Source organism: Candidatus Rickettsia barbarica (assembly GCF_041477405.1).
Taxonomy (GTDB): domain Bacteria; phylum Pseudomonadota; class Alphaproteobacteria; order Rickettsiales; family Rickettsiaceae; genus Rickettsia; species Rickettsia rickettsii.
On sequence record NZ_JBEWYL010000001.1, the window covers coordinates 292,501 to 308,266 of the forward strand.

Genomic DNA, 15,766 nt, shown 5'->3' on the forward strand with positions numbered 1-15,766 from the left:
TATTATTTGGAGGAATATTAGCATTCTCTGCTCTTGCACTAGAAGAAAATAAAACATTCAATCATTTTACTCAAGTAACTTTTGTAGTTGGTTTATTATACTCATTTATTGCAATGTGGTTATTATCAATATTTGGAAATTATGATCCTGAAGATTATTACTTAAAGCCGGTAAAGCCGATAGAATTATTTCATTGGTCTTTATTTTATTATTTGCTTTAATGTCTGGAGCAGCTATTTATCACGGTTCAAAACAAGATAATTCGGTAACTAAAGGATTTGGGGTTACTTTTTTATTTATTAATTTATATACAAGATTTTTTGAATACAACTCATAAAGCAGTATTTTTACAATTCTAGGAATAAGCTTTTGGTAGCTTGGAAGTAAAGCAGAGAAAATTTGGAATCTTACTGCAAAAAAATAATTAATATATAAAGTTCTGCTTTTGTAAGGAACGTATATATTCAGATAGAACTTAAAAAATTGGCAGCAATATCTTTGTAAGCCCTCGAATGCCGAACATTTCATAACTGCTGTTGTTTCTTGTCTGTGGCTTCTCGGCTCTTGTTAGCTATAAATTATAAGGTTTTTTTGAAATAGGATATATCCTCTCAAAAATATTAAGGATTCAATATATGAATTACTTAGGATATGGTGGTGGTATTGCTCTTGGAACAATACTTGCAATAGTAATATCATTTAATGTGAATAAATCAATATTATGGGCTATTATTCATGGATTTTTTGGATGGTTTTATATTGTATATTATTTGTTATTTAGAAAATAGACTTCTTGCATAACCTCCTTCTAAAGGCGATTTGTATGTCAATCCGGTACTTGCATCCTCACGTTACTTGCGTGTACGCTGCGGTGGCAAGTGCTTCCGTCTTTCTTTCAAGTCCCTCTTTCTAAGATAGGTTATGCAAGAAGTCTAATAATAGGAATCAGCTACGAGAATAAAAGCTTTCAGTTGCTTTAAAGAGTGAAGTTAGGTATAATAGAAAATATAAATAATGGTCAATCAGTAATTAAGGAATCACTTCTGAAATTCTTTTAAATAATACTATTGCACTCAATTTAAATTTTATGGAAGAAAATACGGATAATAATTCAGATACAACAATATTGGGAAATACTGATCCGGAGATTTAATAAATAATATTGCAAGTTCTTTCTAAACTCTATTTTTATTTGCAACTAGGGATAAGATTGTTTTAAACCTTATCCCTTTTTTACCGGTTACTTTATAGCCTTATTTTCAATGCTATTATCTATATAATTATCAACTATAAATTTTTATAAATACTATATAGCTTTATATGATTTTTTCTTATTAAAAACTTAACAGCTATGAATAAAATACCCACTCTATCTTGACTTTTATAAAAATTGCCATATTATGTGGTAATTCCCATAGAATAGGGTAATTAAGTTAATTATATAAGGATATAAATATGCAAAAAATATTGTTTAAAGGCCCGAATATAAGTATGAAAAATGAAAATCCTGATATCAAGGAAATAAAAACTTTAGCTGACTTACCTTCGGGTACAGGTAGTGAATATTTTATAAATGTACATGGATCAGAGTTTTTCTATAAACCTACTAATTTAGGTTTATGGGGAAAAATTAAATCATATTTTATGCCTGAGCCTTCTTACTTATCAATGAGTATATTTTCTGATTAAGGTACAACTTCTGTGTTAGATATTACACTGCTTAATAAAATACAAAATAATACCATTGCAAATCAATGTAATATTGTTCATATATTTTCTTGTCATTTAGTCAACATCATTTAGATTGGATACAGGGCAACATGGTGTTATACACTTATAATAAGGCCAGTGATGCAAATATTATAACAATTAGCTCAAAATAATTACGATGCTAGAACACAAAATGACTTTTTATTGATTGAATATGTAAGAGATCATTTTCATCTATTAGTAGCATCAGATTTTAGTATAAGCTATAAATTAGACAATCAAATTTATAGTTTTTCTTTAAGTGCTAATAAAATTAAAAAGATGAAAAGCATAGCGGAGTTGCCGGCTTTTCTACATAAAGAATATAACGCTTTTGTAAAATTTTATAAAAATATTCATGCGAAATATTATGAATCATATCCTGAAATATTTAACTTAAATATAGAAACAAAGCCGAAAGAATTAACATACGATGACTTAATCAGGGTATTTAGTAGAGCTTTAACCTTAGAAACATATAATTTTAATAAATTTTCTCTAAGCAAGATAGAGACTATGTTAAATCAGAAAGGATTATACACTGATACTAGTATAGGGGATGCTATAGAGCAAGGGAATTCTGAACTATTAATTTGTTTACTTAATTATGGTAATACTAAAGTAAGTACCTATAATCTTGATAAGGCTATAGAGAAAGGTGATTTAGCTATTCTAAAAGCTGTACTTGAGCATAGTACTATAGAGGTAGGTAGCTCTAATATTTATACGGCAGAAGAGACGCATAATTTAGACGTTATAGAATTAGTAAAAAAATATTATAATTCTACTATAAATACTATTACATCTGAAGAAAATACTATAGATACAACACTTACTGTAGTAGAAGAAGTACCGACATTAGGAGAGGGGACAGAGGGAATATAAGTAAATTCAATATTATTCCCGTGGAAGGCTTGCTTGCATGGCTTGAAAAACCTACTCGATGTCATGCCCGCTTTCGCGGGAATGACATAAAACGAGCCATGCCACAACGTAGCAACTGCAAGAAGCGTGGCAATCTATAAAAAATAGTAAAAAATCTGTAAATCAGAATTTTTTACTGGATTGCTTCGTCAAAATTTTCAATTTTTCCTCGCAATGACGGCAAAACCAAGCCACGCGAGTAATGCCAAGTCATTTCAATAGACCTCTTCGGAAACTCTACTTCTAGAGGTAATTTGTACGTCGACCCGGTACTTGAATCCTCACGTACTCTTTTGTATGCTGCGGTTTTGTGTTCCGTGTCTCCTTCAAATTCCTCTCTATAAGCGAGTTTCCGAAGAGGTCTATTGAAATCTAAATATTTCTTAGAATTACTTTACTGAATTCATAATTCAAGTGTGAGAAGTTTATCTCTTCAAATCCTTTTCTTGGAATAATAATCATTGCAAATTTTATAGCCTTAAAGCTAGAATCACTAACAATAATTCTAATTAGATGTCGTATACGCCTTTTAATTTTGTTACGAACTACAGCTTTTTTATTTAGCTTTCTGCTAACTTTGATTCCTAAAAAGGTGTTATATTTTGATTCAAGGAAGATTTTTGGAAGTTTTGTGGCGATTACCAAAATAAAATATCTCTCATGGAGCTTCTTTCCAAGCTTATTTATAAGCTCAAATTCTTTTTGATTTTTTAAAGAGGTAATAGACAATTTGATAAATCAGATTATTTTAAGCAGATAATTTATGTCTACCTTTAGCACGACGTTTTCTTAAGATTGTTCTTCCGGTTGGAGTAGCCATTCTAGATCTAAAACCATGTCTTCTTTTTCTAACTAAATTACTAGGTTGAAATGTACGTTTCATAATATTTATACCGAACGAAAATAAAAATTAATTATTATAAATATGTCATCCCGTGGCTTGACCACGAGATGACATTAAATACTTAAATATGTGCTTTTGTTTTTTCTACGATACTTACGAATCCGTCACTGTTATTGACGGCAAGTTCTGCAAGTACTTTACGATCTATATCGATTTCTGTTTTTTTAAGAGCTCCCATAAATTGAGAGTAAACAAGCCCATGTTCTCTTACTGCTGCATTTATTCTTTGAATCCATAAGCCTCTAAAATCACGTTTACGGTTTCTACGATCTCTATAAGCATATTGGAGGGCTTTTTCTACTTTCTCAATAGCTACTCTAAAACAGCTATTTGCTCTACCTCTATAGCCTTTGGCTAATTTAAGGATTTTTTTATGTCGATTTTTAGAAATTTTTCCTGATTTTGCACGTGTCATTGCTTTAGCTCCTAGTTAATTAATTTATACCGTACGGTAAAAAATATTTTTTAATATTATATCCGTCTTGAGGACAAAGTATTGTAGTTCCTCTAAGGTTACGAATTTGAGCTTTAGTACGACGACGCATAAAATGTTTTTTACCTGCTTGAGATGCAATAACCTTGCCGCTAGCAGTAAGTTTAAAACGTTTTTTTACGGCAGACTTTGTTTTTAATTTAGGCATATTGTTCCTTATAATTGGTATTTCTAGGTTTAAACGGTAAAACATTAGGCATACCAAAGCCATATGACCGATGAAACCTAGATAATAGTTTTTTTTATTAGTTATTGCAAGATTTTTTTATAAAAATGTACTATAATGTTTTTAATCAATCGATAATAATTTAAAAATGTTTGGACAAAATCCTAAAAGAAGCATATTAAACGGTGATGGTACTCAGTTAGAGGTACAGTCTATTTTTAAGACTATACAAGGGGAAGGCATTTTTGTAGGTTGTCCTGCGATCTTTATTAGGCTTGGAGGATGTAATCTTGCTTGTAATTTTTGTGATACGGAGTTTGAAGATTTTGATTTAGTAGATATAGATAAGATTTTGAATAAAGTAGAAAGCCTGGCATTAAATTCTAAAAATGAAAAATCGATTAATTTAGTAGTAATAACCGGCGGTGAGCCGATGCGTCAACCTATAGAGTTATTATGTCAGAAGTTATTAGACCGAGATGTTAAAGTTCAAATAGAGACTAACGGTACGTTATATCGTTCTTTGCCGAAAGAAGTGTCTATAATTTGTTCGCCGAAGGTAGGTAAAACCGGTTATAGTAAAATAAGAGAAGATTTATTGCCTAAAATTAGTGCGGTGAAATTTATCGTTGCTAAAAATATTTTAGAATATAGTCTCATACCGGAAGTAGGGCAAACCTCTTATAATATACCGGTTTTTATTCAACCTATGGATCAAAACAACCAAAGACTTAATGGCGAAAATAATGAGTTAGCAGTAAAATTAGCATTAGAAAGCGGTGCTAGATTATCTCTGCAAACTCATAAATTTTTAAATATCCCATAGATTTAGGTCGCCGTATGACCCCTTTTCATCACCTAATAATATTACTATTCCAACGTTATCATTGTCAGAATTAGAAGGGTAAAGCTCTTTAAAATTTTTAATTATAACGATATAATTTCCCTAATTGTCTTTGTTGTGCTACAGAAGGGAAAGGTAAGATAATTTTGTCAGCATCTATGTTGCTTTTTGATATTGATGTTATCATAGATTCAATTGAACTTTCGGTACAGAATTGTTGGAGTTGTACTATATTTAATTACCTGCCTTTCATTGTCTACATTAGAAACCTTCGCATTTTCTGCTTGTTCTCTAACATTTGTTTGGTAGCACATATGTAATATACTAAACTAAATCTAAGTGAATTTTGCATTCCGGTTCTTTATTTTTAACAAAAGTATTGATGCATAAGAATCGTCATCTTCACTCTCGCTGTCACGCCCAATATAGTCAGAGTCAGAAGAGTACATAATAGATTCAAGGAGAAAATCCTTATTATATCCTTGGCAGCAATTTCTTCTCCACAGTTTGAGGGATTTGCACTACGCTTAGGTTGTATCTGTTTCATAATTTCCTTACAAAATAATTTCGGTTAGAACTAAAGTTCTTTTCAATATCCAATAAATTAAAGAATTTTAACTAAGGAATATATTACTCCTATATTCTAGTCAAAAATTAATTTACTTGAATTTTTAATTGTAATTAAGTATGATAATGAAGATTTATTATAAGTTAATATGGAGTAATAATGAGTGAAATATTAGAACTTGAAGCGGAGTCCCGCACGGAATTCGGTACGGGAGCAGCAAGAGCATTAAGAAGAGCAGGGCGTGTTCCGGCTATTATTTATGGAGCGGGTAAAACACCTGTTAGTATTTCTTTGGAAGAAAAGGAAATAACTAAATATTATAGAAAGCCGGCTTTTATCTCTCAGTTAATTAATTTAACAATTGATAAGAAAAAATATAAAGTATTGCCGAAGGCTGTAGAATTACATCCTGTTACAGATATAGTACGCCATGTTGATTTTGTCTTTTTAGAAGAGAAAACCCAAAAAATGGAAGTACCTGTAGTATATGAAGGGAAAGAAAGAGCTTTAGGCGTTAAAAGAGGTGGATACTTTAATATAGTAACAAGAAGAGTTACTTTATTATGTGATGTTAATAATATCCCAAGAAACGTAACTATAGATGTTACTAATATGCCTATGGCTACTTCGCTAAAATCGTCAAAAATAGAATTACCGAAAGGATGTAGTTTTGTTACAAAAAAAGAATTTGTCCTTGCAACTATTATAGGACGTAGAGGAGCAAAAACTGAAGCTGAAGGGGAACAACAAGTCGCTGAAGCAGGGAAGTAAGATAATTCTCACGATAAGGACTTGCTTAGATACTTAAATCGTTATTGCGAGGATTCGTAGGCGTTGTTGTTTGGCTCGTTTTATGCCATGCCTAGCTAGAAGCGGAAATCCGGTAATCTTTAATTGTCATACTGCGAGCTTGTAGCGGTATCCAGTCTTTGTTAATTTTTGTTCTGGATACCGTGGTCAAGCCACGGTATGACATCGAGTAGGTTTTTCGATCCACGCAATAATGCTGAGCTAAGAATGGCATTATTCTGTACTTCTTGCAAATCAATACTTCTTCAAAAATTTTCCATTACTAGTTATTAGGTAAATTATTATGCTTCTTGTTATTGGTCTTGGTAATCCAGGAAAAGAGTATCAATATACGAGGCATAATGTCGGCTTTATTGCTATAGAGAAAATAGCAAACCAATATAATTCATCATTTAGTACAAAGAAAAAATTCAATTGTGAAATTGCTGAAACTATTAGTGATGGACAAAAGATAATTTTTATAAAGCCTACCACCTATATGAACTTGTCCGGTAAGTCAGTGATATCGGTGAAAACATATTATAATATCTACCCCGCAAAAATCTTTGTTATTCATGATGATATTGATTTAGAAACAGGTAGAATAAAATTTAAAACCGGTGGCGGTAATGGCGGGCATAATGGTTTAAAGTCGATTGATGGGGTTATAGGTAATAATTATAACCGGATTAGGATTGGAGTCGGTAGACCGCAAAATAATCAGGATGTAGCAGATTACGTACTTAATCATTTCTCTAAACCGGAGTATGAAACAGTAATGCAAGCTATAGATAGAATCACTAGTAACTTTGGTTTAATATTAGAGAATAAGTTAGAAGAATTTAAGAATAAGATAGCTTGATATATTCAATGTTATTCCTACGACTTGATCGACGTTGCTGTGTGGATGATACCAACTCGTCATTGCGAGGAAAAACTGTAAGTTTTGACGAAGCAATCTCAGGAATTCTATACTACTTCACGAGATTGCCACGTTGATGCTATGCATCTCCTCGCAATGACGGGAAAACGATATTAAAACTAAACAGCAAAGAAGCAAAGATTTATGACACAAAATTTTGAAATTGTTTATGCTGATGCAATGGATAGAACTCATAGCACTATAATTATTGAGGCTTTGAACAAAGATGCTAGAGAACAAAAGGGGTGAGTAGGAGATATTGAATCTTTTTCATTTTCCTGTTTAGATCAGGATAAAAATTTTGTTGTAGGAATTAGAGGTATGAGTTCTTGGGGGGATTTTACATTGATTCACTCTTTATTAATGAAAATATAAGAAACTAAAATTATGGTACTGTACTAATGCAAAAGGTTGAGGATTTAGCACGTGACCGAGGCTGTAATTTTATTCATCTTGTTACTATGGACTGCCAAGCAAAATCGTTTTATGAGAAACTGGGGTATAAAATTGAATTTGCTATGCACGGTTGCGAAAAAGATTCTATAATGTATTATTTACGGAAAAATTTATGACACTAAAACTCGGAATTGTTGGGTTGCCGAATGTCGGTAAGTCGACGTTATTTAATGCCTTAACGGCAAGTCAGGCTGCAGATGCCGCTAATTATCCGTTTTGTACTATTGAGTCTAATAGCCGCAAAGTTTTAGTGCCTGATGCGCGTTTGCATAAACTAGCAAGCTTAGCCGGAAGCGGTAAAATTATTCCGTCTTATATTGAGTTTGTCGATATTGCAGGGCTTGTTAAAGGAGCAAGCAAAGGCGAAGGGCTAGGTAATAAGTTCTTATCTCATATCAGGGAAGTCGATGCAATACTGCATGTACTGCGTTGTTTTGAAGATGAGGATATAACGCACGTACATAACAAAGTCGATCCGCTGCATGACCTCGAGATTATTGAAACGGAATTAATACTTGCCGATATAGAATCGGTTGAAAAGCGTTTAGCTACAAGTGAAAAATGCTTGAAGTCAGGCGATAAAGCTATGGCAGAGCAGATAGAGCTGTTAAAAGAGGTTTATAAGGTATTAGGTGAGGATAAACCTGCAAGAGTGCTAAATGAAGCTTTAAGAGTTGATAATTTAAAACAATTGCAGTTAATTACCTCTAAGCCCGTTTTATATATATGTAACGTACTTGAAAAAGATGCAGCTATAGGTAATGAATTTACACAATTAGTAGCGGCAAGAGCAAAGAAAGAAAATGCTAAAAGTGTCGTAATTTCTTCAAAAATAGAAGCTGAAATTGCTTTACTTGAAAGCATGGAAGAAAAGGAAGAGTTTTTAAAATTTATAGGTTTAGACGAAACAGGGCTTAATAAAGTCATTAAAGAGGGGTATAATCTTTTAAACCTTAAAAGCTTTTTTACTATAGGACCAAAGGAAGCCCATAGCTGGACTTTTAAAGACGGCACACTTGCACCGGCTGCTGCCGGTATTATTCATACCGATTTTGAAAAAGGTTTTATCAGAGCAGAAGTTATCGGCTATAAAGATTACATAAATCTCGGTAGTGAAGCAAAAGCCAAGGAAGTAGGTAAAATGCGTTTAGAGGGTAAAGAATATAAAATGCAGGATGGGGATATAGTACATTTTAGATTTAACGTTTAAATAACGATCAGCTATGAAAACAATTTGACCAAAACGGTCTCTTGAAGTGCAAGATAGGCTTGATTATATAGTGCAGCAAATTTTGGCTGTTGCCAAGGATAAAATTGTCCTGATTATCTTGTATGGCTCGTATGTTAGAGGTGATTGGGTTAAAGATATGTATACGGAAGATCATACTACTTATAGTTATACAAGTGATTTTGACTTTTTAGTAGAAAAAAAGGTAAATTTAAGGAGCATGCTACTTTAAGGGTAGAATCTAAGATAGAAAAAAGGTTAGAACAAACAGGCTTAAGAAAAGCCGAGGTTTTTTCGCTAGAACCTTGGATATCTATAATATGTGAATCTATAAGTGAGGTAAATGACAAGCTTGAAAAAGGGCGTTATTTTTATACCGACATTAAGAATGAAGGTATTCTTTTATATGATAGTGGCGAGCAGCTTTCTCGAGCTAAACATTTGCCTTGGAGTGAAGTAAAAGAAATAGCTAAAGAAGATTATGAATACTGGTTTGGTAGAGGTAAGAGTTTTTTTATTGATTGTAAATACCCATTAGAAAGAGGTGATTTTAGTAAAAGTGCTTTTGAGCTGCATCAAGCCACTGAAAGTGTTTACAGTAACATTTTATTAGTTTTGGCCTGTTACAAACCAAAGTTACACGATATAAGAAAGCTAGGTGGATATTGTGCAAATTTATAATGTTGAGCTACTTAAAGTATTTCTGCAATCGTCTCCCGAACAAAAAGAATGTTTTGAATTACTAGAAAAAGCTTACGTTGATGCAAGATATGATAAAAATTATAGAATTAGCAGAGAGCAGTGACTTTACTTGATTGAGAGAATAGAAAGATTAAAAATGATAATGGAAAAATTTTGTTTGGAGCGAATTAATCGATAAAACTTGATGAACCGAAATAAAAAAAATCCTTTATGAAAATTATTGCGAAGATTCCGGCATGGATGCTGCTATGCTTATTTTTATTTTATCACCGACTACGGAAACAATTTATACTTCAGGATTACCGAGTTTAACCAAATATTTCGGCATTGACGGCGGTCTCACTCAAATTACATCTACATTATATTTTCTATGGTTTGCGCTTGGTGTATTATCACTCGGCAGATGATCGGATATTTACGGCAGGAGACCTATAGCTTTATTAGGGCTTTTTATTTATGTTGTATCTTCAATTATTAGCATTTTTGCAGTTAATATAGAAATGCTGATGATAGCTTGTGTTGTGCAAGCTTTCGGTGTAAAAGTGTAGGTTCTGTTATTGGGCAGGTATGGCTGGAGACTCCTCTCAAGGCTTAGAGTTATCATATGTCTATGCTAGCTTATCTCCGTGGCTGTTATTTATCCCTTCTCTAGGTTCATCTATAGGGGACTATATTATAGAATATTCAAGCTGGCATTATGTTTTTGTATTTTTTAGCCTTACCGGTACTATATTATAAAGTTTTACCTGAAATAAATTCTTATATAGATTTTTCCCACAGCAGTAAATATTTTGAGGTTTTGCAGGTAAGTATTAAAGATAAAATTCTTTGGTTATATGCTTTTATCATCGGTGCATTTAACGGCATATATTACGGTTTTTTCATAGAAGCTCCTTTTATTTTGATTGATAAAATGAAAGTTTCGCCATCTTTTTACGGTAAATTAGCGTTTTTGTTATCTTTTTGCCGCTATCTTTGGAGGCTTTTTAGGAGGGGGTATTTAATAAAAAAACGCCATTGTACACGATAAAAAAGTTATAGGTTTAGGATTTATTGTTAGTTTGTGCGGTTGTATATTATTTGCGGTAAATAGCTTTTATATTAGAAGTTATTTCAACGAGTCATAATCTTGCAATCGCTATGATATTTGCACTGATGATGATTCATATGGTTGGGCATAATCTACTTATCCCTATGACGCTTAGTTATGCACTGAAGGATTATGCTAAAGTAACAGGTACGGCAGGATTTATATTTGGTGCAATATACTACTTAGTTATTGCTGCTGTAACTTATTTGGTTTCTAAATACACGGCGCAACGATAAGCAATTTTGCTTTATTATGCTTCGTTTTACTGTATTTAGATTTTATATAAGAAGAAAAAGTCAAATATTCCTAACTAAACACAGGTGTCATCATTGTGAGCAGCTGTGGTGTTGTTGTATGGCTCGAAGAAAGCGTTTGATTTCATTCCTGCGAAAATAGGAATCCAAGGTAAAGCTAGATAAATCGAGCGTTTAGTTTTAAAAGTCTAGCATATTTATACTTTTTTGACTGGATTCCCACCTACGCGGGAATGACATTAAGAAAGTTAGAGATAACCTTGTACATCATCTGTATGCTCTTCACCCTCAAGAGTCATATCCTCTTTTAAGGCTTCCATACTACAGCTACTAAATACATCAAGGTTATTCTGCTCTGCTTGCCATTTTAATCTAGCTTCTTTAAAAGTAACAATACCGTTTTCAATTTCTGCTAATGTCAAATTTTTTATTTCGTGTAAAAAATTCTCTATATCTACTTTTGCTTCTGGATTTTTTTCGATGAATGGATTAAAAAACTCCTTGATACCTGCTAATAATTCTTTTTTCCCAGGTTCTATATCTTTAGAATCTAGAGCTTGAGCTATCGGTGTATTCACTGCATCCTCGTTGTTTGCTATATCCTCTTCCTGTTCAAAACTGTGATCAATTGCGTTATTAGAAGTATTAATATGGAATAACTCTTTGTAAAAATCATTCATAACAATTTGGTCGTTAGGGTTATTTGCATTATAATTAGTTATGATTTTATCAATAGCTTCTTTAAACTTTTCATTATAAGGTATATTTCTAAAGGTGGAGCTTCCATATATAGATTTTTTAGCAAATTCTTTTAGTGCTTGCAGATTTTCAGTACTAGAATTACTCATCTCAGCATGTTTTTCTGGAATATAAGTAGCTATTTCTATTAATTTATTACCAAAAATGCTTTGAGCGGTTTGTTCATCAGCTTGTTGTGTTGCTGCTAATATTTTAGCGGGCATATTATTTTTCACTAGTTCTAGCATCCCTCCGCCGCAACAAACAGTTTGGTAATCATCATTATTTTCTTCTTTTAATGATAAATACAAAGCGTTGTCTATGTGATAGTTATTGTCTTTTAATAATTGCCATGTTTGTAAGGTTGGGTCATTAGCATATATTCCACCATCAATGATTTTATGTGATTTAGTATTGGTTATATTACGGAAATTGTGGCTGGGGAAATATCCAGGTGCTGCAGTGATGCCTTGTATTATATCTGAAAGGTAATAATTATTCTCTTCACTTTGTCTAGCATCTATAGTAGAGAAGGTCATAAGAGGAGTTTGTTTATTATTTAGATCATAACCTGTAACTACAACATCACCGATTAAATCCTTGAGGGTATAATCCTTACAATATGCTTTCAATAATTTTACTAATGGTTCAGGAGAAAATTTATGGCTGAATAAGCCATTAAAACTCCACAATTTTCTAAAAGTTAATCCTACCGGAAAAATATCGTGTGCCATTTCTTCAAACAGTTCTTGAGCTTGCGCTGCACTGAATAAAGGTTTTCCGGGATTATTAGGATTCGGTAAATTAAGCAAAATAGAAATAAGTCCTCCAACACTGGTCCCTCCAGTAAAATCGAATATCTCACAAGTAGGCTTACCGGTTATTTGCTCCATTATTTTTAATTTTTCTAAATGGATATTTCCTTTTACTCCACCGCCTTCAAATAGTGCTAAGCTAATCTTATTGTTGTTTATATCTACCATAATTACCTTTCACAAAAAATACTAAGAGGGCAAAGTACAATAAAAATTAACTTTTGTCAATAAACTTATTTGTCTAAAGTCTAAACTGAACAAAATTTAACTTATAAAATAAATTGTAACTATTAGTAAAGAAAACTTGATTAATAGTGAATATTTTAGTATATAGCTAATATTATAACTATAGCTCAAGAAGTAAATACAATGATGCCCTTAGTAGAGAAAGATTTAGCTGATGTTGAAGATACAATAACTTATGGAAAAGAACGATTATTTAAATTTGTTAAAGATAAGAAAATTATGGAAGCTTTGGCATTTATGTATTGTTTTGAGGGAAATACTGGACAAACTTTAGATATTAAAGAATTATGTACTACAGATGATTTATTATATAGAGATGATTTTAGTGCCCTTACGGAGACACTAGATATATTTGTTTCTAAATAATTTAACACTCATTCTACTATAAATAATAATGCTAAAATACAAAAACTTTGATAGCTCCTCTGATGAAGAGTTAAAAGGAAATTATACTTTACCTAAGTCTCTTAATTTTTTACTTAAAAATATACTAGATATTAATTATATATATAACTCTGAAGATTTTAAACTTAAACTAGGTTCAGTATTACATAATTTAGCTGATAGATTTTTTAAATATTCTACTATTAGAAATATTTATAAAAAAATTAAATCTGAAATATTAGTTGTAGATAATAATTATTACGAAGAAAATTTTAATATTATCAAAACTGCTTTTAATAAACATAATTATTTAAAAATTATAACAAAGAAAATATAAGTGATAAGGATTATCAAAAGCTATTGCATTGTGTATTTAATCCAAATCACTCTATTCCTAAGATAGTTGCTTTAGCAGACGGTATTACTGCTCAGCATGCAAAGAAAGTATTATTACAAGAATTGCAAAACAGTAATATCAACTTAAAAAAGTATAAGTAATAACCCATACATAATTCTAAAGGACTTTTAGCTTTTGCTGAAATGATTGGCAGGAATAATAAAATCAGCTAAAGCACCGGATTTTAGAAGAAATAAATAGTGATTTATCTACTATATGTAAGATCTCAAATACTAAAGAAGAAACTTTTACAATGAATCATATAGTACATTATAAAATCGGTAATGTACAAACAGATGTACCTGGCTTAGAAAGATATGATGAAATTTTATCTAAATTTGAGCAAGAACATGAATATAAACATGCTATTATAAAACGTATATTTGAAGTTGTGCATGCTAAAGCATCGACGCAAAATATAGAAGAATTACCGCGAAAACTAAATTACTTTGCAGAAAAGTTAACACATTTGTTATTTATGTTTGCAACGCATAGAAATACTGCAACCTTATTTACGGCTCCTATGTTTTTAGAACTTATTGATAAAAATAGTATATTTTTATCATATAAGGAGTTTTTTCCTATGTCTGCTGAGCATGCCGTTGCTCAAACAATAAATATGTGTTACCAAATTCCTGTCCAATAGATTATGACACTACAAATGTACAAAATGGTAATCTATTACTTATTAAAGAAGGTAATATATTATTAATAGAATGGCTTAGTAAAAAATTAAATAATTATAAACTAGCAAATATAGCACGAATATTGAACATCTTAGCTTCAATGTAATTTTACAAAAATATGGATAATGTAAAAAGCAATGATATAAAATCTTTTTTAGCAAAAGTTCATAAATTAGAGCATTGTCCTATAAAGTTGAAATTCATTAGACCCAAATTTAACTGCTTTAATTCTTAAAGTAAACAATATAGGAGAACGTAATTTAAAGCTTACAAAAACTAAATTGCTTGAAAAAAAGGATTTTTCTCAAGATTTAAAGGATTTAATTGAAATAACCTACTTGGAATTTACTGAAAGCTTAAAAAATATTGAAGGGTTTTTAGCTCAAAAACAAGCATCTCTCAAGACAGAAATTAAAAAAAATCCTACCTGAAATTCTACAAATTTTATGTGCTAAAATAAAAGAATGGTATGATATTGATGCACCTGAATATGCTAAGAATGTATTACAAGATATTACCCCCCAAATTTAATCAAACTATTTCTCCTACCTCGTTTCAAAAGAGATTAAAACTTTCCTTGTCTAAAAGAAAAGATATATATGATGCAAATGATGATGATAATAATCAAACTTTGGAAACAACTGATATAGACAATAGTATGAAAGAATATTTTAAACTAATTGGAGCACATACTAATACTAATATACGATTAAAAACAGTATTAATATTATGGTCTTTTTGAGGTCCTAGAATTTGGTAGCTAAGAGTAAATGAATCAGGATTTAAAAATACATAGGTAGTATTAATATTGATCTTTACCACATAGATGACTGCCTGTAGCTTGTATACTCAAATGATTTGAAGAATTGTTTCTGCAAAACTTCGGAGGATTCGTATGCTCACCTATTAAGGGCTGTGCGTACTCATTCCTCGTTTTACATTCCAATTCTCCAAATCATTTGAGTATACCCTGTCTGCATCAACAAATTTTAATTGATAAAATAAGCGCTTTTCAGGAGCAATAAAATATTTTGTAATATTACTATTCTTAAAAATATATCTATATTCTTGATTAGCGTGGATTTGATAATCGTAGTCGAGATAGTGAATTTGTAATTCCTCTTTATTAATTCATTTAAACTTTTAAGTAAGAAATATGCTCCCCCCTCATCACCGTAACCATAATTATCTTTATAATTCTGTTAATTTGGTATTTTCTGGAGAATCTTGAAAAAAATTTCTTTTACTGAATCGTTTTTTGAGAGCATTTGATATATATATCTATATCATTTCTGCGACGTTTTGGCTTTATTGTATGGCTGTTTATGTCATGCCCACGAAAGCGGGAATCCAGTAATTTAAAGGTTATACACAATAAGTTTGTACAATTAAAAGCTCGATTTATTTTGCT

At 31.3% G+C, this 15,766-nt stretch carries 20 protein-coding genes and 4 pseudogenes (1 of these 24 cut by a window edge); 18 read left to right on the forward strand and 6 right to left on the reverse strand.

What is annotated here, in order from left to right; all coding sequences use genetic code 11:
- The 3 genes and pseudogenes from ABVF33_RS01715 to ABVF33_RS01725 all read left to right on the forward strand — a co-directional run.
- Nucleotides 1-221, forward strand: the 3' portion of a protein-coding gene (locus tag ABVF33_RS01715; RefSeq protein WP_499706012.1) for a hypothetical protein. The gene continues 52 nt to the left of window position 1, outside the view; only the last 221 of its 273 coding nucleotides appear in the window; its start codon lies off the left edge, out of view; the stop codon is at nt 219-221.
- Nucleotides 222-635: 414 nt separating this feature from the next.
- The gene (locus ABVF33_RS01720; RefSeq protein WP_016728287.1) at nt 636-788 is read left to right on the forward strand and encodes a hypothetical protein; all 153 of its coding nucleotides are present in this window, start codon (nt 636-638) and stop codon (nt 786-788) included.
- Between the two features lie 667 nt (nt 789-1,455).
- Nucleotides 1,456-2,452: pseudogene (locus tag ABVF33_RS01725) on the forward strand (hypothetical protein); the annotation flags it as partial.
- Nucleotides 2,453-2,893: 441 nt separating this feature from the next.
- Here the strand turns inward: ABVF33_RS01725 and ABVF33_RS01730 are convergent.
- From ABVF33_RS01730 to rpmI, 5 genes and pseudogenes are all read right to left on the reverse strand, one after another.
- Nucleotides 2,894-3,040: pseudogene (locus ABVF33_RS01730) on the reverse strand (palindromic element RPE1 domain-containing protein); the annotation flags it as partial.
- Between the two features lie 5 nt (nt 3,041-3,045).
- Complete coding sequence (gene rnpA, locus ABVF33_RS01735) at nt 3,046-3,402, reverse strand: ribonuclease P protein component (RefSeq protein WP_499706013.1); 357 nt, start codon at nt 3,400-3,402, stop codon at nt 3,046-3,048.
- Between the two features lie 19 nt (nt 3,403-3,421).
- Nucleotides 3,422-3,556, reverse strand: a complete 135-nt coding sequence (gene rpmH, locus ABVF33_RS01740) for a 50S ribosomal protein L34 (protein ID WP_499706014.1) — start codon at nt 3,554-3,556, stop codon at nt 3,422-3,424.
- An 82-nt stretch (nt 3,557-3,638) separates the two neighbouring features.
- Nucleotides 3,639-3,992 (reverse strand): 50S ribosomal protein L20, encoded by a 354-nt coding sequence (gene rplT, locus ABVF33_RS01745; protein WP_499706015.1) that lies wholly within the window; start codon nt 3,990-3,992, stop codon nt 3,639-3,641.
- A 19-nt stretch (nt 3,993-4,011) separates the two neighbouring features.
- The gene (rpmI, locus tag ABVF33_RS01750; RefSeq protein WP_004997924.1) at nt 4,012-4,218 is read right to left on the reverse strand and encodes a 50S ribosomal protein L35; all 207 of its coding nucleotides are present in this window, start codon (nt 4,216-4,218) and stop codon (nt 4,012-4,014) included.
- A gap of 166 nt (nt 4,219-4,384) precedes the next feature.
- Here rpmI and ABVF33_RS01755 point away from each other — a divergent pair, with 166 nt between their 5' ends.
- From ABVF33_RS01755 to ABVF33_RS01800, 10 genes and pseudogenes are all read left to right on the forward strand, one after another.
- On the forward strand, nt 4,385-5,062 hold the full coding sequence (locus tag ABVF33_RS01755; protein ID WP_004997925.1) for a 7-carboxy-7-deazaguanine synthase QueE: 678 nt from the start codon (nt 4,385-4,387) through the stop codon (nt 5,060-5,062).
- 745 nt (nt 5,063-5,807) lie between these two features.
- Nucleotides 5,808-6,419 (forward strand): 50S ribosomal protein L25/general stress protein Ctc, encoded by a 612-nt coding sequence (locus ABVF33_RS01760; protein ID WP_499706016.1) that lies wholly within the window; start codon nt 5,808-5,810, stop codon nt 6,417-6,419.
- A 322-nt stretch (nt 6,420-6,741) separates the two neighbouring features.
- Entirely contained in the window at nt 6,742-7,299 is a 558-nt protein-coding gene (gene pth, locus ABVF33_RS01765) for an aminoacyl-tRNA hydrolase (protein ID WP_014410909.1), read from the forward strand.
- Between the two features lie 204 nt (nt 7,300-7,503).
- Nucleotides 7,504-7,734 (forward strand): annotated as a pseudogene (locus ABVF33_RS01770) (acetyltransferase).
- 26 nt (nt 7,735-7,760) lie between these two features.
- Complete coding sequence (locus tag ABVF33_RS01775) at nt 7,761-7,931, forward strand: GNAT family N-acetyltransferase (RefSeq protein WP_499706017.1); 171 nt, start codon at nt 7,761-7,763, stop codon at nt 7,929-7,931.
- Nucleotides 7,928-9,025 carry a redox-regulated ATPase YchF gene (ychF, locus tag ABVF33_RS01780; protein ID WP_499706018.1) on the forward strand — a complete coding sequence of 366 codons (1,098 nt, stop codon included), beginning with the start codon at nt 7,928-7,930 and terminating at the stop codon, nt 9,023-9,025. The genes ABVF33_RS01775 and ychF overlap by 4 nt, the downstream gene beginning before the upstream one ends.
- Before the next feature lie 82 nt (nt 9,026-9,107).
- Nucleotides 9,108-9,275 carry a nucleotidyltransferase domain-containing protein gene (locus tag ABVF33_RS01785; protein WP_499706129.1) on the forward strand — a complete coding sequence of 56 codons (168 nt, stop codon included), beginning with the start codon at nt 9,108-9,110 and terminating at the stop codon, nt 9,273-9,275.
- A 209-nt stretch (nt 9,276-9,484) separates the two neighbouring features.
- Nucleotides 9,485-9,724: a HEPN domain-containing protein gene (locus tag ABVF33_RS01790; RefSeq protein WP_499706019.1), complete on the forward strand. Its 240-nt coding sequence runs from the start codon at nt 9,485-9,487 to the stop codon at nt 9,722-9,724.
- Entirely contained in the window at nt 9,711-9,848 is a 138-nt protein-coding gene (locus ABVF33_RS01795) for a HEPN domain-containing protein (RefSeq protein WP_004997939.1), read from the forward strand. Before ABVF33_RS01790 ends, ABVF33_RS01795 begins: the two co-directional genes overlap by 14 nt.
- A gap of 107 nt (nt 9,849-9,955) precedes the next feature.
- Nucleotides 9,956-11,121 (forward strand): annotated as a pseudogene (locus tag ABVF33_RS01800) (Bcr/CflA family efflux MFS transporter).
- Nucleotides 11,122-11,337: 216 nt separating this feature from the next.
- Here the strand turns inward: ABVF33_RS01800 and ABVF33_RS01805 are convergent.
- Nucleotides 11,338-12,810: a patatin-like phospholipase family protein gene (locus ABVF33_RS01805; protein WP_499706020.1), complete on the reverse strand. Its 1,473-nt coding sequence runs from the start codon at nt 12,808-12,810 to the stop codon at nt 11,338-11,340.
- Nucleotides 12,811-13,011: 201 nt separating this feature from the next.
- Here ABVF33_RS01805 and ABVF33_RS01810 point away from each other — a divergent pair, with 201 nt between their 5' ends.
- From ABVF33_RS01810 to ABVF33_RS01830, 5 genes are all read left to right on the forward strand, one after another.
- The gene (locus ABVF33_RS01810; RefSeq protein ID WP_499706021.1) at nt 13,012-13,254 is read left to right on the forward strand and encodes a hypothetical protein; all 243 of its coding nucleotides are present in this window, start codon (nt 13,012-13,014) and stop codon (nt 13,252-13,254) included.
- A 28-nt stretch (nt 13,255-13,282) separates the two neighbouring features.
- Nucleotides 13,283-13,609, forward strand: coding sequence for a hypothetical protein (locus ABVF33_RS01815; protein WP_499706022.1), 327 nt, complete (start codon nt 13,283-13,285; stop codon nt 13,607-13,609).
- Nucleotides 13,610-13,922: 313 nt separating this feature from the next.
- Nucleotides 13,923-14,315, forward strand: a complete 393-nt coding sequence (locus ABVF33_RS01820) for a hypothetical protein (RefSeq protein ID WP_499706023.1) — start codon at nt 13,923-13,925, stop codon at nt 14,313-14,315.
- Between the two features lie 321 nt (nt 14,316-14,636).
- Nucleotides 14,637-14,786 carry a hypothetical protein gene (locus tag ABVF33_RS01825; RefSeq protein WP_016830861.1) on the forward strand — a complete coding sequence of 50 codons (150 nt, stop codon included), beginning with the start codon at nt 14,637-14,639 and terminating at the stop codon, nt 14,784-14,786.
- A 59-nt stretch (nt 14,787-14,845) separates the two neighbouring features.
- A complete protein-coding gene (locus ABVF33_RS01830; RefSeq protein ID WP_499706024.1) occupies nt 14,846-15,097 on the forward strand; it encodes a hypothetical protein in 252 nt (83 codons plus the stop codon).
- Nucleotides 15,098-15,766: the final 669 nt, after the last annotated feature.